At 72.2% G+C, this 18,565-nt stretch carries 16 protein-coding genes and 1 pseudogene; 4 read left to right on the top strand and 13 right to left on the bottom strand.

Translation table 11 applies throughout. The annotated features are described in order from the left end of the window. The 12 genes and pseudogenes from EV284_RS16425 to uvrC all read right to left on the bottom strand — a co-directional run. Positions 1-335 (bottom strand): annotated as a pseudogene (locus tag EV284_RS16425) (glucose-6-phosphate isomerase); the annotation flags it as partial. A gap of 76 nt (positions 336-411) precedes the next feature. Continuing rightward, positions 412-1,680, bottom strand: coding sequence for an MFS transporter (locus EV284_RS16420; protein ID WP_130334632.1), 1,269 nt, complete (start codon positions 1,678-1,680; stop codon positions 412-414). A 123-nt stretch (positions 1,681-1,803) separates the two neighbouring features. Next, positions 1,804-2,139 (bottom strand): RNA polymerase-binding protein RbpA, encoded by a 336-nt coding sequence (locus EV284_RS16415; RefSeq protein ID WP_003957010.1) that lies wholly within the window; start codon positions 2,137-2,139, stop codon positions 1,804-1,806. 251 nt (positions 2,140-2,390) lie between these two features. Further along, a complete protein-coding gene (gene secG / locus EV284_RS16410) occupies positions 2,391-2,627 on the bottom strand; it encodes a preprotein translocase subunit SecG (RefSeq protein WP_030809737.1) in 237 nt (78 codons plus the stop codon). A gap of 122 nt (positions 2,628-2,749) precedes the next feature. Beyond that, the gene (gene tpiA / locus EV284_RS16405; protein ID WP_130334630.1) at positions 2,750-3,526 is read right to left on the bottom strand and encodes a triose-phosphate isomerase; all 777 of its coding nucleotides are present in this window, start codon (positions 3,524-3,526) and stop codon (positions 2,750-2,752) included. 6 nt (positions 3,527-3,532) lie between these two features. Next, on the bottom strand, positions 3,533-4,744 hold the full coding sequence (locus EV284_RS16400; RefSeq protein WP_130334628.1) for a phosphoglycerate kinase: 1,212 nt from the start codon (positions 4,742-4,744) through the stop codon (positions 3,533-3,535). Positions 4,745-4,879: 135 nt separating this feature from the next. After that, on the bottom strand, positions 4,880-5,890 hold the full coding sequence (gap, locus tag EV284_RS16395; protein ID WP_130334626.1) for a type I glyceraldehyde-3-phosphate dehydrogenase: 1,011 nt from the start codon (positions 5,888-5,890) through the stop codon (positions 4,880-4,882). A gap of 297 nt (positions 5,891-6,187) precedes the next feature. Further along, positions 6,188-9,190 carry a M14 family metallopeptidase gene (locus tag EV284_RS16390; protein ID WP_130334624.1) on the bottom strand — a complete coding sequence of 1,001 codons (3,003 nt, stop codon included), beginning with the start codon at positions 9,188-9,190 and terminating at the stop codon, positions 6,188-6,190. A gap of 170 nt (positions 9,191-9,360) precedes the next feature. Then, positions 9,361-10,350, bottom strand: a complete 990-nt coding sequence (gene whiA, locus EV284_RS16385) for a DNA-binding protein WhiA (protein WP_030809753.1) — start codon at positions 10,348-10,350, stop codon at positions 9,361-9,363. Beyond that, positions 10,341-11,429, bottom strand: coding sequence for a uridine diphosphate-N-acetylglucosamine-binding protein YvcK (yvcK, locus tag EV284_RS16380; protein WP_130334622.1), 1,089 nt, complete (start codon positions 11,427-11,429; stop codon positions 10,341-10,343). The genes whiA and yvcK overlap by 10 nt, the downstream gene beginning before the upstream one ends. Beyond that, complete coding sequence (gene rapZ / locus EV284_RS16375; protein ID WP_130334620.1) at positions 11,426-12,427, bottom strand: RNase adapter RapZ; 1,002 nt, start codon at positions 12,425-12,427, stop codon at positions 11,426-11,428. The genes yvcK and rapZ overlap by 4 nt, the downstream gene beginning before the upstream one ends. Beyond that, positions 12,424-14,523: an excinuclease ABC subunit UvrC gene (gene uvrC, locus EV284_RS16370; RefSeq protein WP_130334618.1), complete on the bottom strand. Its 2,100-nt coding sequence runs from the start codon at positions 14,521-14,523 to the stop codon at positions 12,424-12,426. The genes rapZ and uvrC overlap by 4 nt, the downstream gene beginning before the upstream one ends. Here uvrC and EV284_RS33535 point away from each other — a divergent pair. Together EV284_RS33535 and EV284_RS16365 are read left to right on the top strand one after the other, a co-directional pair. Continuing rightward, positions 14,522-14,656 carry a hypothetical protein gene (locus tag EV284_RS33535; RefSeq protein ID WP_278045828.1) on the top strand — a complete coding sequence of 45 codons (135 nt, stop codon included), beginning with the start codon at positions 14,522-14,524 and terminating at the stop codon, positions 14,654-14,656. The two genes, uvrC and EV284_RS33535, sit on opposite strands and share 2 nt — an antisense overlap. A gap of 183 nt (positions 14,657-14,839) precedes the next feature. Further along, the gene (locus tag EV284_RS16365; RefSeq protein WP_130334616.1) at positions 14,840-15,787 is read left to right on the top strand and encodes a hypothetical protein; all 948 of its coding nucleotides are present in this window, start codon (positions 14,840-14,842) and stop codon (positions 15,785-15,787) included. 39 nt (positions 15,788-15,826) lie between these two features. Here the strand turns inward: EV284_RS16365 and EV284_RS16360 are convergent, their stop codons facing one another. Beyond that, positions 15,827-16,252: a Rieske (2Fe-2S) protein gene (locus EV284_RS16360; protein ID WP_130334614.1), complete on the bottom strand. Its 426-nt coding sequence runs from the start codon at positions 16,250-16,252 to the stop codon at positions 15,827-15,829. 277 nt (positions 16,253-16,529) lie between these two features. On the opposite strand from EV284_RS16360, the gene EV284_RS16355 reads away from it, so the two are divergent. Then, positions 16,530-17,609 carry a LacI family DNA-binding transcriptional regulator gene (locus tag EV284_RS16355; protein WP_130334612.1) on the top strand — a complete coding sequence of 360 codons (1,080 nt, stop codon included), beginning with the start codon at positions 16,530-16,532 and terminating at the stop codon, positions 17,607-17,609. After that, positions 17,606-18,517, top strand: a complete 912-nt coding sequence (locus EV284_RS16350; protein WP_130334610.1) for a carbohydrate kinase — start codon at positions 17,606-17,608, stop codon at positions 18,515-18,517. The genes EV284_RS16355 and EV284_RS16350 overlap by 4 nt, the downstream gene beginning before the upstream one ends. Positions 18,518-18,565: the final 48 nt, after the last annotated feature.

The raw sequence follows: 18,565 nt of genomic DNA, 5'->3' as shown, positions 1-18,565 counted from the left end.
TCGACCACCGCGTCCCGAGGCGCGCGCAACGCCGTGTGCAGCACCGCCCGGTTCTCGGTCGTGTTGATCCGCTCACCGCGGAACATCGCGTCCCGGAGCCCGAACACATCCGTGGCGACGGCCAGTTCGCGCAACAGCCGCAGCGCCTCGGCGTCCACGAGCTGCTTGCTGTAGTCGATGTAGAGGTCCCCGACCCGGACCGTGTACGTCCGCCCGCGCTCCGGGTCGGCGTCGAACAGCTCCCGCAGGCCCGTCCCGCCGAATTCCTCGCGGTGCTCCTTCAGAGCGGCCCACTCGGGCGTCCGGTTCAGTGCTGTACGGCCTTCTGCGTTCATCTCCGGCTTCCGCCTTCCTTTCTGCGCCTGTCGCCTGTCCTGCCCCGTGTGCCCACTGCGGGACCAACCTAATTGATCACCCGGGGGCCGGGCCGGTGGTGACACCACCCCGCTTCTCCTCCATCGGTACGTCCGCCGAGCGCGCCGGTATCAGCGCGAGCACCGCCGCCGCGAAGAGGGCGGCCGTGAGGAGCGCGGGAGCGTTGAGACCGAGGGAGCCGGCGGCGGCACCACCGAGCAGGGCGCCGAGGGGAGCACCGGCGGTGGAGGCGGTGCGGAAGGCGGCCGAGATGCGGCCGGTCATCGCGGCGGGGGCGCGCTGCTGCATCAGCGTCACCTGGTTGACGTTCCACACCATGCCCATCGCGCCGAGGAGCAGCATCCCTGCGATCAGCGCGGGCAACTCCCGCACACAGCCCAGCAGGAGGAGCGCACCGGTCTGCACGGTGCCGCCCAGCAGCAGGGCCCGTACCCGGCCGAGACGGCCCGCCAGACGCTGGGCCAGGAAGCCGCCGGCGACGCTGCCGGCCGAGTAGGCGGTCATGGCGGCCGCGTATCCGGCGTTCCCCGCGTGCAGCCAGCCGGTGACGTGCAGGACGAGGGTGGCGATCAGGGCGCCCATGCCGATGTTGCACAGCAGGGTGGCTCCGCAGGTCGCGCGGAGGGCGCGGTCCCGCCACAGTTGCCGCAGCCCCTCCCCTATGTCGGCGCGCAGGGTCGCGCCGGGCGGGCGCGGTTCACGTGACGGCGTCCCGATGCGGAGGGAGGCCACGAGGGCGGCCCCCAGCAGGTAGGTGACGGCGTCGGCGGCGTAGGGCAGGAACGCCCCGGCCGTCAGCAGCAGTGGCACCAGGGGTCCGCCGAGCAGGCCGCCGGCGAGCTGCTGACCGGTCATCAGGCGGGCGTTGGCGCTGCCCAGGTCGTCCGGGGGGACCACGGAGGGCAGCAGGGCGGTCGCCGCGTTGTCGAACAGGGTCTGGAGCGCGGTGAGGGAGAAGGCGAGCGCGAACAGCAGCGGGATCGAGGCGTGGCCGAGGGCCACCGCCAGGGCGAACGCGGCGACGAGCAGCCCGCGTGCCACGTCCACCGCCCACATGGCGCGGCGTTGGTCCACCCGGTCGGCCACCGCGCCGCCCACCAGGCCGAACAGCAGCCAGGGCACATAGCCGCAGGCGGTCACGGCGGCGACGGCGAGCGGGTCGTCGGTCAGCCGCACGGCGAGCAGCGGCAGCGCGGCCGTACGCAGCGCGTCACCGAAGCGGGAGAGCACGGCAGCGCTCCACAGGCGCCCGAATCCCCCGCGCCACGCGGGCGTTGCCTCGCGCACCACCTGAGCCGTCGTCATGGCCGTCCCCCTGAGTCGCAGTTGCCTCACTCACAGTAGGGGGCACCACTGACAACGGGGTCCGGCCGTGGGGCGGGACAGCTCCGGCCGGGCACCCTCTCGGGTCCCGGCCGGTGTCGACTCCTAGATCTCGCCCCGCAGTTTGGCGAGCGCCTCGGCGAGGATCGCCTCGCCGTCCGCGTCGCTGCGCCGCTCGCGCACGTAGGCGAGGTGCGTCTTGTAGGGCTCGGTGCGCGGCGGGTCCGGGGGGTTGTCCCGGTCCTGTCCGGCCGGGAAGCCGCAGCGCGGGCAGTCCCAGGTGTCGGGGACCTGCGCGTCGCTGGCGAAGCTCGGCTGGGTCTCGTGCCCGTTGGAGCACCAGAAGGAGATGCGCAGACGCGGGGCGGACTCGCCGCGCTCGGCCTCGCCCATCGGCCCCGCACCGACCCGGCTTCCCCGGATCGCGTTGCCACTTGCCACGGTCGTAACTCCCTGCGTGATGGTGCCGCGAAGCAGGTCGGCCTATCGCTTCGCCGCGAGCGCCTCAGTCTACGTAAGGCCCAACGCGCGTCCAGTGACGGGAGGTACCGCCTCCGCCCAGACGCAAGCCCCATGATAGGCCGCGCTCGTGAGCGCGTACCGAACATGGGGCCTTACGTGTGGAATCTATGTACTTGTGGGACGTGCGGGGCATCGCGGCTGTACGCGCGGCCCCCGCCTCGGCGGTGCGGTCAGCCGCTCGACTTCATGAGCAGGCCGAGCACGATGATCGAGGCGAACCAGAGCACGGCGATCACGACCGTGATGCGGTCGAGGTTGCGCTCGGCGACCGAGGAGCCGCCCACGGAGGACTGCATGCCACCACCGAACATGTCGGAGAGGCCGCCGCCCTTCCCCTTGTGCATCAGCACCAGCAGCATCAGCAGCAGGCTGAAGACGATCAGGGCGATCGAGAACCCCAAAACCACGGCTGGACCAACTTCCTCGGATTCGGACGGACGGATTGAGCTGGACGACGGGGGCACGGCACGATGGCCATGCCCCCGCAAGAGTACGACGTATCGCCGCTACCGCCTACTCGCGGACGGGATCACTGATCGCGGAACCGCACGATCTTGACGAACTCGTCGGTGTCCAGCGACGCGCCGCCCACCAGGGCGCCGTCGATGTCCGGCTTGGCCATGATCTCGGCGACGTTGCCGGACTTCACGGAGCCGCCGTACTGGATGCGGATCTTGTCGGCGACGTCCCCCGAGTACAGCTCGGCGAGCTTGCCCCGGATCGCGCCGCAGACCTCCTGCGCGTCGTCGGAGCCGCAGACCTTGCCGGTGCCGATGGCCCACACGGGCTCGTAGGCGATCACCACGTTCTCGGCCTGCTCGGCCGGGACGTCCTTCAGGCCGCCCTCGACCTGGGCGAGGGTGTGGTCCACGTGGTTCCCGGCCTCGCGGACGTCCAGCTCCTCGCCGACGCACAGGATCGGGGTGAGGCCGTTCTGGAAGGCCGCCTTGACCTTGGCGTTGACCACGTCGTCGGTCTCGTGGTGGTACTGACGGCGCTCGGAGTGGCCGGCGAGCACGTAGGAGCACTTCAGCTTGGCCAGCATCGAACCGGAGATCTCGCCGGTGTAGGCGCCGGACTCGTGCTGGGAGACGTCCTGGGCGCCATACTTGATCTTGAGCTTGTCGCCGTCGACCAGGGTCTGCACGGAGCGCAGGTCGGTGAAGGGCGGCAGGACGGCGACCTCGACGGCCTCGTAGTCCTTGTCGGCCAGGGCGAAGGCGAGCTTCTGGACGTGCGCGATGGCCTCGAGGTGGTTGAGGTTCATCTTCCAGTTGCCCGCCATGATCGGCGTGCGAGTGGTCATGCGGGGTCAGTCCTCCAGTGCGGCGAGGCCGGGGAGCGTCTTGCCCTCGAGGTACTCGAGGGAGGCGCCGCCACCGGTCGAGATGTGGCCGAATGCGTTCTCGTCGAAACCGAGCGTACGCACCGCGGCGGCGGAGTCGCCGCCGCCGACGACGGTGAAGCCGTCGGAGTCGACGAGGGCCTGGGCGACCGCCTTGGTGCCCTCGGCGTAGTCGGGGTGCTCGAAGACGCCCATCGGACCGTTCCAGAAGACGGTCTCGGCGTCGCCGAGCTTCGAGGCGTACAGCTCGCGGGTCCTCGGGCCGATGTCCAGGCCCTCCTGGTCGGCGGGGATCTTGTCCGCGTCGACCACGGTGTGCTGGGTGGGTGCCTTGGTCTTCAGGTCCGGGAACTCCGGGGAGACCAGGACGTCGACGGGCAGGACCAGCTCGACGCCGTTCTTCTCGGCGCGCTCCAGGTACTCCTTGACGGCCGGGATCTGGTCCTCCTGGAGGAGGGAGATGCCGACCTCGTGGCCCTGCGCCTTGAGGAAGGTGTAGGCCATGCCGCCGCCGATGAGCAGCCGGTCGGCCTTGCCGAGCAGCTGGTCGATGACGGCGAGCTTGTCGGAGACCTTGGCGCCGCCGAGGACGACGACGTAGGGACGCTCGACGTCGTCGGTGAGCTTCTTCAGGACGCCGACCTCGCGCGCGATCAGGTAGCCGGCGTAGTGCGGCAGCCGGGCCGGGAGGTCGTACACGGAGGCGTGCTTGCGGTGCACGGCGCCGAAGCCGTCGCCCACGTAGACGTCGGCGAGGGCCGCCAGCTGGTCGGCGAACTCGCCGCGCTCGGTGTCGTCCTTGGAGGTCTCGCCGGGGTTGAAGCGCAGGTTCTCGACGACCGCGACCTGGCCGGGCTCCAGGCCGTCGACGGCCGCGTGGGCCGCGGGGCCGACGGTGTCCTCGGCGAAGGCGACCGGGGTGCCGAGGAGTTCGGCGAGACGCTCGGCGACGGGCAGCAGCGAGAAGGCCGGGTCCGGCGCCCCCTTGGGACGGCCCAGGTGGGAGGCGACGACCACCTCGGCGCCCGCGTCGGCGAGGGCCTTGATGGTGGGCACGACGGCACGGATGCGGCCGTCGTCGGTGATGGTCCCGTCGGCCAGCGGCACGTTGAGGTCGGCGCGGACGAAGACCCGCTTGCCGCTCACGCCGTCGGCGAGAAGTTCGTCGATCGTCTTCATTGAGTGGACTCCTGGAGAGGGCTCTTGATGCCCCTGATCGTAAGAGGGCGTGGTCCGTGCGTGAGACAGGGCCCGGACAGCGCGGCCGTGCGCTGCCCGGGCCCTGCTCTCACTTCAAGGTCCTGCGGTGTCGGATCAGAGCTGCTCGCCGACGAAGACCGTCAGGTCCACGAGGCGGTTGGAGTAGCCCCACTCGTTGTCGTACCAGCCGAGGATCTTCACCGTGTTGCCGTCCTGGACCATCGTCAGGGACGAGTCGAAGGTGCAGGAGGACGGGTCACCGACGATGTCGGAGGACACGATCTCGTCCTCGGTGTAGGACAGGAAGCCCTTGAGCGAACCGTCCTCGGAGGCCTTCTTGAACGCGGCGTTGACCTCGTCCTTGGTGACCTCGCGCTGAAGCTCCACGACCAGGTCGGTGGCCGAGCCGGTCGGGACCGGGACGCGCATCGCGATGCCGTCGAGCTTGCCCTTGAGCTGCGGCAGGACCAGCGCGGTGGCCTTGGCGGCACCCGTGGTGGTCGGGATGATGTTCTCGGCGGCGGCGCGGGCGCGGCGCAGGTCCTTGTGCGGGAAGTCCAGGATGCGCTGGTCGTTGGTGTACGCGTGCACCGTGGTCATCAGGCCGCTGACGATGCCGAAGTTCTCGTCCAGCACCTTCGCCATCGGCGCCACGCAGTTGGTGGTGCACGAGGCGTTGGAGATGACGTGGTCCTTCGCCGGGTCGTACTTGTCCTGGTTGACGCCCATGACGATGGTGATGTCCTCGTCCTTGGCCGGAGCCGAGATGAGGACCTTCTTGGCGCCGCCGGCCAGGTGCTTGGCGGCGTCGTCGCGCTTGGTGAAGATGCCGGTCGACTCGATGACGATGTCGACGCCGAGCTCGCCCCACGGGATGTCGGCGGGGTTGCGCTCGGAGAGCACCTTGATGGTGTGACCGTCGACCGTGATCGTGTCTTCGGTGTGCGTCACCTCGGCCTTGAGGCGGCCCAGGATGGTGTCGTACTTGAGCAGGTGCGCCGTGGTCGCGGTGTCACCCAGGTCGTTGACAGCCACAACCTCGATGTCCGCACCCTGCTCCAGCAGAGCGCGGAAGTAGTTACGCCCGATGCGGCCGAAGCCGTTGATGCCTACGCGGATCGTCACGAACCGATCTCCTCGTTGGTACGCCGGCTATGCGGTGCCGGCGAGCTGTATTTGGGATGTCCCCGACCACCCACGACCCTACCCCTCCGCGGCCCCTGGGGTGACATCGAGATGGCGCATAAAAGGGCAGGCGTTCCGTACCCGTCAGTAGGGTACGGAACGCCTCGGAACGGCGGTGGATTCACTCCTCTTTGTCAGGGAATGACGGGCACCGCGGACGCGCTTTTCACTCGTTCGTGAGCGGGTTGGCTCACCTGATGCGGGGGCCTTGCGCGCACCCCTGAGAGGGGGGTTCGCTCACCTGTCGAGCGCGGTGAGCGCCTTGCGGACGAGAGCGGTCCGTTCGGCCGCCGACGGGACCTGGTCGAGGCCGAATCCGAACAGTGCGGTGTCGTCGGTGGTGACCGCTCCATAGGTCTGGAAGAGGGCGCCGGTGCGGGTCCAGTCCTTCAGCACCGCCGGGCTTCCGGCCGGGGGCCCGGAGGCGCGCCAGGGACCGAGGGAGGACTCGAACCCTTCTGTCTCCTTCGCGTTGCCGCCGAGGACGAGCGAGGCGTCGTCGGCGAGCACGCCATGGCCGCCGGTGCCGGGGTCGGTGATGTAGGAGAGGGACAGCTCGATCTGCTTGCCCGCGTAGGCGCTCAGGTCGAAGTCCACCCGCTGCCAGCCCGAGGACCGGCCGGTGAGGCTGTGCCACCGGCCGGTGGTCCCGGTGGCGGTGCAGGTGTTGCCCGCGAGGGTCAGGTAGTGCTTCAGCCAGGGGTGCTCCCCGACCAGGAACCCGGCCCCGCACTCGTCGGGCACGGCCGCGGTGGTGGCACCGCCCGCCTCGGGCAGCGTCGTCCAGTCGTCGGCGCCGACGGTGTGGACCTCCACCACCGCGTGGTCGTATCCGCGCTCGGTGTCCCACAGCAGCCGGGTGGCGAACGCGGGCTTCTCGGCGGCACCGACACCAGTGAGGTCGATGGTGCGAGTGAGGCGCTTGTAGGCGTCGTCGGTGTGTACGGCGGCGGCCATGTACGAACCCGCGAACGGCCCGTACGGGCTGACGGCGCCCGTGAACCGGCCCGCCCCCGCGCTGCGGAACCGGGGGTACGTGGCGGCGGGCAGCTCGTCCGAGGTGACGCCGTAGGCACCGGCCGCGTCCAGCGGATCGCCCGGTGCGTCGCCGAGCGCGGCGGAGACGCCGTTCAGCGCGCCGGTGCCGGTGATGCCGGTGGCGCCCTGGGTGGAGGTCCGGCTGTAGGCGCCCAGGTAGTACTGGCTGAAGTCGTCGGAGAGGTTGCCGCCGCCGAGGTCCACCTCGCCGCCGGCCTGCTCGCCGGCCTCGATCAGCTTGCCGCCCTCGTTGAGGTAGGAGCGCAGCTGGAGCTGGGTGGCGTTGCCGGGGCCGTCGGGGCCGGAGTAGTGGACGACGGTGCGGAAGTGGGCGAGGACGCCGAGGGCGTCGGGGGCGCCTTGGCGGGCGGAGTCCCACACCAGGGGCCTGCGGCCCGCCGCCTTCAGGGCGTCGGTGTACGCGCGGGTCCGGGACGCGGCCGCGCCCTCCTCGGCCACGACGAGGGTGTCGGCGTCCCCCCGGTCGGCGACGGTGTAGGTGAAGTGGCCACTCGTCGTCGCACGGCCCGCTCCCGTGAACCAGACCTCGACCCGGTCGCCGGCTCTGCCGCCGGGCACCTCGGCGCGGTACTGGTCGAAGTGGATGTTGTCGTCGCCGCCGTAGGTCTCGCCGCCCTTCCACGGGCGCAGGGCGCGCTCATGCGTCCGGCCGCCGTTGACGCGGTACACCAGCCGCTTGTTCCGGACCGCCTTGCGGGCGACGACGGAGACCTGCTGGCCGGCGCCTCGCGCGTAGGAGGTGGTGAAGGCGGCCGGGGTGAAGTCGGGGGCGCTCAGGCCGACCGTGGAGACGGGCCGGTCGGGGTGGGCCGCGGTCTCCGCGACGGAGAGCGCGAACGGTACGTTCTTCTCGAACTCCCGCTGGATCAGCGTCTCGTCGTCGGGGAAGGTGAAGACGGAGCGGCAGTCGTCCGGGTTCCAGGCGTCGTCCGGGTCGGACTCGGAGGCGGTGGCGCAGGTGGACATCTCGGGGGTGAACATCGCCATCCCGTTGACGTTGGCGGCCTGCCCGTCCGCCTCGCCGTTGGTGGTGTACAACTCCGAGGAGACCTGGGAACGATAGCCGGGGATCGCCGGGTTCTCGGGGGTGCCGGCCAGCGCCCGGTAGAGGACGTCGTCGGGCGTGTCGGTGGCGACCTGCCAGCCGACGCCGTAGAGGAGCAGCTCGGCGGCGGAGTGGTAGTTGATGCCGTACGCGAACCGGACGCGCTTCTCCAGCGCGTCCAGCGCCCTGGTCTCCGGCTCGGACTCCGCGCTCGGGCCGCGGTAGGTCTCGCTGGCGGGGCTGGGCGACGAACCCTCGTCGTCGTAGCCCCACTTGTAGCCGAAGTTGCGGTTGAGGTCGACGCCGTCACCGGTGCCGATCACCCCGTCGCCGTTGTTGTCGCGCAGGTTCTTCCGCCACAGCCGGGTGCCGGAGTCCTTGAAGGTGTAGTCGTAGCCGTCGGGGTTGGCGGACAGCACGAACCACAGCTCGGTGGTGTCCACGAGCTTTCTGATCCGCCTGTCCGACCGGTAGTTGTCCAGATAGTGGTGCATCAGGCGCCGGGTCATCTCCGGCGTGATCCACTCCCGGGCGTGCTGGTTGGACATGTACAGCACGGCGGGCCGCGAGCCGTCCTTCGCGGTCCGGGCGTTCCTGGTGACCTTGAGCGCGAGGATGTCCTGGCCGCGCACGGTGCGGCCGATGGACTCGACCTTGGCGAGGCCGGGGTTCTCCCGCGCGGTCCGCAGGATCTCCTCCTTGAGCCCGCCGCTGCCGCTGTACGGGCGGAACACGCCCTGGGCGGCGGCCGACAGGCGCTTGTTCGCGCCGCTCGGCAGGGTGTGCTCGGTGAGGCGGACGCCCTGCTCCTTCAGGCCGCGGGCCTGCCGGTCGGTGAGGTGGACCTCGACGGCGGTCCGGCCGCCCGCCCCCACCCGCTCCCCCAGCTCATGGGCGTCCTGGCCCGCCCTGAGCAGCAGGGGCACCTGGGCGCGGGTGACCTCGGCCCGGAAGACCTTGACCTCGTTGCCGCTGTCGGCGGGCGCGCTCTCCCGCGCCTGGGCGACGGGCGTGAGGCAGGCCGCGCCGGCCAGCAGCGCCCCGACGGCGAGGACCGCTCCGAGCGCGGGCCGGGCCGCGGTTCTGGCCGAGGTTCTGGCTGTGGGCCGGGCTGCGGGTCTCACTCGGTGTCTCATGAACCCCCCTCGCGGTGGTCCGCCACAGTGGCGAACAGGTTGCCAGGCTCATGTCACTGCATGATCGAGTCAAGAGCGCCCCAAGGACACGCGAAACGCCGGTGCCGACCACCCGAACGGGTGGCGGCACCGGCGTCTGTGCGGCGATTCCCGCCTTGGCGCCTCAAGGATCAGCCCGCGAGGTTGTCCGCCAGTTCCTCGGAGAGGTTGGCCTCGGTGCTGGGGATACCGAGGTCGGAGGCGCGCTTGTCGGCCATCGCCAGCAGCCGGCGGATACGGCCGGCCACCGCGTCCTTGGTCAGCGGGGGGTCGGCCAGCGCGCCCAGCTCCTCCAGGGACGCCTGCTTGTGCTCCATGCGCAGCCGGCCCGCGGCGGCGAGATGCTCGGGCACCTCCTCGCCCAGGATCTCCAGCGCCCGCTGCACCCGCGCTCCGGCGGCGACGGCGGCCCGCGCCGAACGGCGCAGGTTGGCGTCGTCGAAGTTGGCCAGCCGGTTGGCGGTCGCGCGGACCTCGCGCCGCATCCGGCGCTCCTCCCAGGCCAGCACCGACTCGTGCGCGCCGAGCCGGGTGAGCAGGGCGCCGATGGCGTCGCCGTCGCGGACCACGACCCGGTCCACTCCCCGCACCTCGCGGGCCTTGGCGGCGATCGACAGCCTGCGGGCCGCGCCGACCAGCGCGAGCGCGGCCTCGGGACCGGGGCAGGTGACCTCCAGCGAGGAGGACCGGCCGGGCTCGGTGAGCGAACCGTGCGCCAGGAAGGCACCGCGCCAGGCCGCCTCGGCGTCACAGGTGGCGCCGGAGACGACCTGCGGGGGCAGGCCCCGGATCGGGCGGCCCCGGCCGTCCACGAGCCCGGTCTGCCGGGCCAGCTGGTCGCCGCCCGCCACGACCCGCACCACGTAGCGCGAGCCGCGGCGCAGGCCGCCGGGCGCCATCACGATCAGCTCGGAGCTGTGGCCGAAGATCTCCAGGATGTCCCGCTTGAGGCGCCGGGCCGCCATCGCGGTGTCCAGCTCCGCCTCGATCACAATGCGCCCGCTCACCAGGTGGAGGCCGCCGGCGAACCGCAGAATGGCGGAGACCTCCGCCTTTCTGCAGCAGGTCCGGGTGACGGGGAGCCGGGAGATCTCATCCTTCACCGCTGCCGTCATCGCCATGGGCCGATCCTTCCATGCATCCGAAAAATACGGTCGTACGCGGCGGCCAGCAGCTCCGGATCGTGCCGGGGAGTTCCGTCGGTCCGGGCCACCGGCGCCAGCTCGACCGCGGCTCCCAGCCGCTTGGCGGCCTCGGTGAGCGAATCGCGGTCGGGCACGGCCGCCTCGTCGGCCAGCACCACGTCCAGGGCGAGTTTAGGGGCGTGTCGCCCCAAAACCTCCAAATGACGCTGCGGTGAGAAGCCCTCGGTTTCGCCGGGTTGCGGAGCGAGGTTCAGCGGAAGGACCCGGCGCGCCTTGGTCTGGGTGAGCGCGTCGAGCAGTTCGGGCACGAGGAGATGCGGGATGACGGAGGAGAACCAGGAGCCCGGCCCGAGCACCACCCAGTCCGCGTCGAGCACCGCTTCCACCGCCTCGGGGACGGCGGGCGGGTCGGAGGGCACCAGGTGCACCGACTGCACCTCGCCCGGCGTCAGCGCGACCGTCGCCTGTCCCCGCACGGTGTCCACGTCGTCCGGCCGGTCCGGGTCGTGTCCCTTGACCAGGGCCTGCAGCTCCAGCGGCACCGCCGACATGGGCAGCACCCGGCCGTGCGCCCCGAGCAGCCTGCCGACCAGGTCGAGCGCCCGCACGTGGTCGCCGAGCTGCTCCCACAGGGCGACGATGAGCACATTGCCGACCGCGTGGTCGTGCAGGTCGCCCTGGGACTGGAAGCGGTGCTGGATGACCCGGGCCCAGGTCTGGCCCCAGTCGTCGTCCCCGCACAGCGCGGCCAGCGCCTTGCGGAGGTCGCCGGGCGGCAGCACGCCCAGCTCGTCACGGAGGCGTCCGCTGGAGCCGCCGTCGTCGGCGACGGTGACCACGGCGGTGAGGTCTCCGGTGATCCGGCGGAGCGCGGTGAGCGACGCGGACAGGCCCATGCCGCCGCCGAGCGCGACGACCTTGGGCTGCGCGCCGCGCCTGCGGGGCCGCGCGCCCCGCACCTCGACGGGGCGGGCCGCTCGGGCCTCCGCGCGGCCGAGACGCCCCTCGGGGACCACGCGGCGCAGACCGCGCAGCCGCCCTGCACGGTCGGTCATTCGCGTCCCATGTCCCGGTGCACGACCACCGTCTCCACGCCCTCCGCCGCGAGGCGCGCCGCGAGCTTCTCCGACATGGCGACCGAGCGGTGCTTGCCGCCGGTACAGCCGATGGCGATGGTCACGTACCGCTTGCCCTCGCGGCGGTAGCCGGCCGCGATCAGCCGGAGCAGCTCGGCGTACCGGTCGAGGAACTCCTTGGCGCCGGGCTGGTTGAAGACGTAGGAGGCGACCTCCTCGTTGACCCCGGTGAAGGGGCGCAGCTCCGGGACCCAGTGCGGGTTGGGCAGGAACCGCATGTCGGCGACCAGGTCGGCGTCGACCGGGAGGCCGTACTTGAAGCCGAAGGACATGACGGTGGCCCGCAGCTCGGGCTCCTCCTCGCCCGCGAACTGGGCGTCCATCTTGGCGCGCAGTTCGTGCACGTTGAGGCTGGAGGTGTCGATGACCAGGTCGGCGTCGCCGCGCAGCTCGCGCAGCAGCTCCCGCTCGGCGGCGATGCCGTCCACGATGCGGCCGTCGCCCTGGAGGGGGTGCGGGCGCCGCACCGACTCGAAGCGGCGCACCAGGGCGTCCTCGGAGGACTCCAGGAAGACGATGCGCCGGGTGACGCCCCGGCTGTCGAGATCGGCGAGCGACTCACGGAGGTTGTCGAAGAAGCGGCGGCCGCGCACGTCCACCACGACCGCGATCCGCGCCACGTTCCCCTGCGAGCGGGCGCCCAGCTCCACCATGGTGGGGATCAGGGCGGGCGGCAGGTTGTCGACGACGAACCAGCCGAGGTCCTCCAGGCACTTCGCGGCCGTCGAGCGGCCGGCTCCGGACATGCCGGAGATGATCACCAGCTCGGGGATGGGCGCATCGCTGGCCGCTGCCGACGTGACGTCCTGACTCACCTGTGCTCCGTTGTTCTGTTGCGCCGCCCCTGGCGGGCTGTCGTCCGTCGCCGCCTGTGCGCGGTCCCGCTCGGCCGTGGGCCGTGCCTCGTGCTCGGTCATGTCTCCTGCCCCCGTCGGTCGTCCGGGAGGCCCGCGCTCACGGACTCTCCGGAGGAACCGCCCGTCGTGTCGGGTTCCTCTTCCTCAATGATCTCTCCGGTCGCCGTGTTCACGGCGGGTGCGGCCGGGGCCGAACGGGCGAGTGCCACCGCGATCGTCTCGGCCGTCTTCCGGCCTATGCCGGGTACTTCCTGAATCTGCTCGATGGTGGCGGCGCGCAGCCGTCTGACCGAGCCGAAGTGCTTGATCAGGGCCTGTTTGCGGGTCTCGCCGAGGCCGGGCACCTCGTCCAGCGGGCCGCTGCGCAGCCGCTTGGCGCGTTTGGCGCGCTGGTAGGTGATGGCGAAGCGGTGGGCCTCGTCGCGCACCCGCTGGAGGAGGTAGAGGCCCTCGCTGCTGCGCGGCAGCACCACGGGGTCCTCCTCGCCGGGCACCCAGACCTCCTCCAGGCGCTTGGCCAGGCCGCACACGGCGATGTCGTCGATGCCCAGCTCGTCCAGCGCGCGCCGGGCGGCGGCGACCTGCGGGCGGCCGCCGTCGACCACGACGAGCTGGGGCGGGTAGGCGAACTTCCTGGGGCGGCCGTCGTCGTCCTTGGGGCCGCCGATGACGCCGTCGTCCTCGCCCGTCAGGGAGGCGCCGGCGGGCGTGCCGTCCACCGGGGTGTCCTCGGCGCCCGCCCACTCGCCGGACTTCTCCTTCTCCGCCAGATAGCGGCGGAAACGGCGGGTGATCACCTCGTGCATGGAACGGACGTCGTCCTGGCCGGCGAAGCCCTTGATCTGGAAGCGGCGGTACTCGTTCTTGCGCTGGAGGCCGTCCTCGAAGACGATCATCGAGGCCACCACGTCGTCCCCCTGGAGGTGGGAGATGTCGTAGCACTCGATCCGCAGCGGGGCGCTGTCGAGGTCGAGGGCGTCGGCGATCTCCTCCAGCGCGCGCGAGCGGGTGGTGAGGTCGGAGGCGCGCTTGGTCTTGTGCAGCACCAGGGCCTGCTGGGCGTTGCGCTGGACGGTCTCCATCAGCGCCTTCTTGTCGCCGCGCTGCGGGATGCGCAGCGAGACGTTGGCCCCGCGCCGGACGGTCAGCCACTCCTGGACCGGCTCCACCGGGTCGGGCAGTGCCGGGACCAGCACCTCCTTGGGTACGGAGTCCCCGGTCTCCTCGCCGTAGAGCTGCTGGAGGGCGTGCTCGACGAGGGCGCCGGTGGTGATCTCCTCGACCTTGTCGGTGACCCAGCCGCGCTGGCCGCGCACCCGGCCGCCGCGCACGTGGAAGATCTGGACGGCGGCCTCCAGCTCGTCCTCGGCGACGGCGATGAGGTCCGCGTCGGTGGCGTCGGCGAGCACGACCGCGTTCTTCTCCATGGCCTTCTTCAGCGCGCCGACGTCGTCGCGCAGGCGGGCGGCCCGCTCGTACTCCATCTCGTCGGACGCCTCGGCCATCTGCTTCTCCAGGCGGCGGAGGTAGGTGCCGGTGCGGCCCGCCATGAAGTCGCAGAACTCCTCGGCCAGCTCGTAGTGGTCCTCCGGCGAGATCCGGCCGACGCAGGGCGCGGAGCACTTGCCGATGTACCCGAGCAGGCAGGGGCGGCCGGTGCGCTCGGCGTTCTTGAAGACACCGGCCGAGCAGGTGCGCACCGGGAAGACGCGCAGCAGCAGGTCGACGGTGTCCCGGATCGCCCACGCGTGGGCATACGGGCCGAAGTACCTGACGCCCTTCTTCTTGTGACCGCGCATCACCTGGACGCGCGGGAACTCCTCGTTCATCGTGACGGCGAGGTACGGGTAGCTCTTGTCGTCGCGGTACTTGACGTTGAACCGGGGGTCGTACTCCTTGATCCAGGAGTACTCCAGCTGCAGCGCCTCGACCTCCGTGGACACCACGGTCCACTCCACGGACGCGGCGGTGGTGACCATGGAGCGGGTGCGGGGGTGCAGGTTCGCCAGGTCCTGGAAGTAGTTCGCCAGGCGCTGGCGCAGGCTCTTCGCCTTTCCGACGTAGATCACCCGGCGGTGCTCGTCACGGAACCTGTACACCCCCGGAGAGTCGGGGATCTCGCCCGGCCTGGGGCGGTAGCTGGAGGGGTCGGCCATGACTCACACCCTACTGGCGCGCACGGACACCGCGCCGGGCCTGTGGACAACGGTCGCGGGCGCACCGGACCGGCCCGTGGACGACCCGGGCCGGAGGGGGCGCCGGGGCGTCACGATCCAGGCCATGACGTGACCCAGGGTGTTGTCCGGGTCTGGTCAACACGCTTCAATGCGGGGGAACTCGGGGCCGCGCACGCGGCGCGCGCGAACCGCGTGCCCGCCGGCGAGCGCGCCCCGGGGTGCCCACGGGGTGGCCCACGACCCCGCACCGCGGTCTGACCAGCCGTGGTGACACCTCACAGAAAGGCTTCTGTGCATGCCACATGTCACAGAGCACCCGGATCTCGCCTCCGCCGAGCTGGAGACGGCCCTGCGGGGCGGCCCCTTCCATGTGGCGCTGCGCGCGGCGATAGCCGCCCGCGGGCTGCCGCTCCAGCGGGTGCAGCACCATCTGACGCGGCACGGGGTGAAGGTCGGCGTGACCAGCCTCAGCTACTGGCAGCAGGGCGCCCGCCGCCCCCAGCGCCCGGAGTCGCTGCGCGCCGTACGCGCGCTGGAGGAGATCCTCCGACTGCCCGAGGAATCCCTGATCAGGCTGCTCGCCGAAGTGCCGGAGACGGCCGGCGGCGACCGTCCCGCGCCCCGCTCCTACCGCTCGCTGGTCGAGGCGTCCGACACGCTGGACCGGCTCCGGGCGGAGCTGGACTGGACCCCGGACGGCGGCATGCAGACCCTCGGCCACCACGAGCGGGTCCGCATCGGGGGGCGGCGCGAACTCGCGGGCCGGGAGTCCGAGCACATCGTGCGCGCCCACCGCGACGGCGTGGACCGCTTCGTCGCCGTCCACCACGGCGATCCCGGCTGCCGCCCGGACGACATGGCCGTGCACGCGCTGGAGAACTGCCGCGCCGGCCGCGTCCGGCTGGACCGGGAGACCGGCGTCCTGGTGGCCGAGCTGCTCTTCGGCACCCGGCTGCGCTCCGGCGACACCTTCCTCTTCCGGTACGGCATCACGGACGGCACCGCCGGGGCCTCGCAGGAGTACGTCCACCGCTTCGGCTCACCGGGCGGGCAGTACGCGCTCCAGGTGCGCTTCGACGCGTCCGCGCTCCCGGCCCGCTGTCACCGTTTCACGCAGTTCTCCCCCGCCGCGCCGCGCGCGGGTCGGCAGGAGCTGGCGGTCAGCGAGCCGCACCGCAGTGTTCACATCGTCGAGCCGCGGGTGCGGCCGGGGACGGTGGGGATCGCCTGGGAGTGGGAGTGATCGCTTCTCAGGCGCCCTGAGCGGGGATGACCGGCGGCGTCAGGCGGCCGGCCCCGCGACGATCCGGCCGTCCGCCACCTTCACCGGCAGCTCGCTCAGCGGCTCGGTCGCCGGCGCCTGGACCACCTTGCCCGTGACGGCGTCGAACTCGCTGCCGTGGCAGGGGCAGACCAGGGTGGTGCCGCGCAGCTTGTTGATCACGCATCCGGCGTGCGTGCAGACGACGCTGTACGCCTTCAGGCCGCCTTCGGCGTCCCGGCTGACCACCACGTTGTGGTCCCGGTACAGCTTCGCGGCACCCTTGGCGACCTCGCCCTCGGCCCCGAGGTCCACGGAGGAGGTGACCGCCGACGCGCCCTTGCCGTCCTCGGGAGCGGCGCAGGCGGCGAGCCCCAGCCCGGCGACCGGCGCCACGGCGGCTCCTCTGAGGACGGTACGGCGGCTCGCGGACGATCGGGCGGACATCGGTTGCTCCACAGGTCAGGGGATGTGCAGAGCGACCTTATCCGGGCATGCGGGACGGATTCGGAGCGGGGGCGGGCGCCCGGAGCGCACCCGGCGTAGGGCGTCACCGGGCGAGGGCGCGTCCGCAAGCGCTTGCGCAAGCGTTTACGCACGGGTGGCCGATGGGATACCTTCCCGCCCGTGGGACCGACGGCGGTCGCCGTGGCCCGCACCCGCCCGCCGCGCCCCGGCCGGCGGCCGGGACCGCGTTCCGGGATCTCGTGGGAGGGGAAGCGCGATGTCCACCATGGCCGACGTGGCCCGGAGCGCCGGTGTCTCGGTGGCGACCGTCTCCCACGTCCTGAACGGCACGCGCCCGGTGCTCCCCCACACCCGGCAGGCCGTGCTGGACGCCGTGGAGGCCCTCGGCTACACGCCCAACTCCCTCGCCCGCTCCCTGGTGACCTCCCGGACCCGCTCCATCGGACTCGCGGTGTCGGCGATCAGCAATCCCTACTTCACGGAGATCCTCCAGGGGGTGGAGGCGGCCGCGCTGGAGGCGGGCTACAGCCTGCTCATCGCGGACCCGCACGACGACCCCGGGCACGAGCTGAAGGTGGTCCAGCTGCTGCACGAGCGCCGGGTCGACGGCATGATCGTCGCGCCCTCCGCCGAGCCGGGGGGCCTCGTGGCGTACCTCCGGCGCCAGGCAGTGCCGACGGTGCTGCTGGACCGGGTGCTGGAGCCGGTCGGCCCCGGGCAGGGGCCGTTCGACCAGGTGTGCGCCGAGAACTGCGGACCCATGGCCGAGCTGGTCACCCACCTCGCCTCCCTGGGACACCGGCGGATCGGCCTGGTCGCCGGGCTGCCGGGGCTCAGCACCACCAGCGAGCGGATCGCGGGGTACCGGCAGGGACTCGCGGCGGCGGGACTCGACGCCGACGACGAACTCGTGGTGTCCGGCAGCTCCGAAGCCACGGGTGCCGAGCGGGCCACGGCCGCGCTGCTCGCCCTGTCCGATGCGCCCACGGCGCTGGTCACCGCCAACAACGCGATGACGATCGGCGCCCTGCGCGCTCTGCGGGAGCGGGGCCTGAGCGTGCCCGGCGACATCGCCCTCGCCTGCTTCGACGACTTCGCCTGGGCCGACCTGTTCGCACCCCGGATCACCGCGATCGCCCAGCCCAGCCGGGAGATGGGCGCCCGGGCCGTCGCGGTGCTGCTGGACCGCCTGGCGGCGCCGGACCGGGAGGCGAGAACGGTGCGGCTGCCCTGCGCCTTCGTCCACCGCGCCTCCTGCGGCTGCCCGGAGCCCCGGCCGGCGGACACCGCCGGCATGGAATCGACCTCGCATTCCGAGAAGGGAATCACCCCGTGATCGTCGTCGCCGGTGAGGCACTGATCGACCTGGTACCGCAGGGCCGTGGCGCCCTGGCCGGCCTCCAACCGGCGCTCGGCGGCGGCCCGTTCAACACCGCCGTGGCCCTCGGCCGGCTGGGCTCGCCGACCGCGTTCGTCTCCCGCGCCTCGCACGACGCCTTCGGCGAGGCCCTGCTCGACGGGCTGCGCCGCGCCGGGGTGGACGTCTCGGCGGTGCAGCGCGGCCCGGAGCCGACCACGCTCGCGGTGGCCATGATCGACTCCGGCGGTTCGGCGGCCTACTCCTTCTACGTCGAGGGCACCGCCGACCGCCTCTTCACCACCCCGGCCGCCCTGCCCGAGGGCACCCGCGCGGTGTCCTTCGGCACCTGCTCGCTCGCCCTGGAACCGGGGGCGAGCGCCTACGAGGAGCTGATGCGGTCGGCCGCCGGCCAGGGCCTGTTCACCGCGCTCGACCCCAACATCCGGGCGGGCCTGATCCCGGACGCGGACGCCTACCGCGCGCGTTTCCGCGGCTGGCTGCCCTCGGTGACGCTGCTGAAGCTGTCCGAGGAGGACGCCCGGTGGCTGGGCGGCACCCCGCGCGAGTGGCTTGCCGCGGGACCGTCGGCCGTGGTCGTCACACGGGGCGGCGACGGCCTCACCGTCCACACCGCCGACGGCGCGGAGCACCGGGTGCCCGGCGAGAAGGTCGACGTCGTGGACACCATCGGGGCCGGGGACACCGTGAACGCGGCCCTGCTGCACGGCCTGTCCACCCTGGACGCGCTGTCCGCGCGGGCGCTCGCCGGGCTGGGCCCGGACACCTGGCGGCGGCTGCTCGGCTTCGCCGCCCGCGCGGCGGCGGTCACCTGCTCGCGGGCGGGCGCGGAGCCACCGTACGCGGCCGAGCTGGGCCCGCTGTGACGGGCTGAAACGGCGAGTGGCGCCTCACGGGGAGAGTCCCGCGAGGCG

This window comes from Streptomyces sp. BK022 (genome assembly GCF_004217355.1).
Lineage (GTDB): Bacteria > Actinomycetota > Actinomycetes > Streptomycetales > Streptomycetaceae > Streptomyces > Streptomyces griseoluteus.
This window is presented reverse-complemented; position numbering and strand designations above follow the sequence as displayed.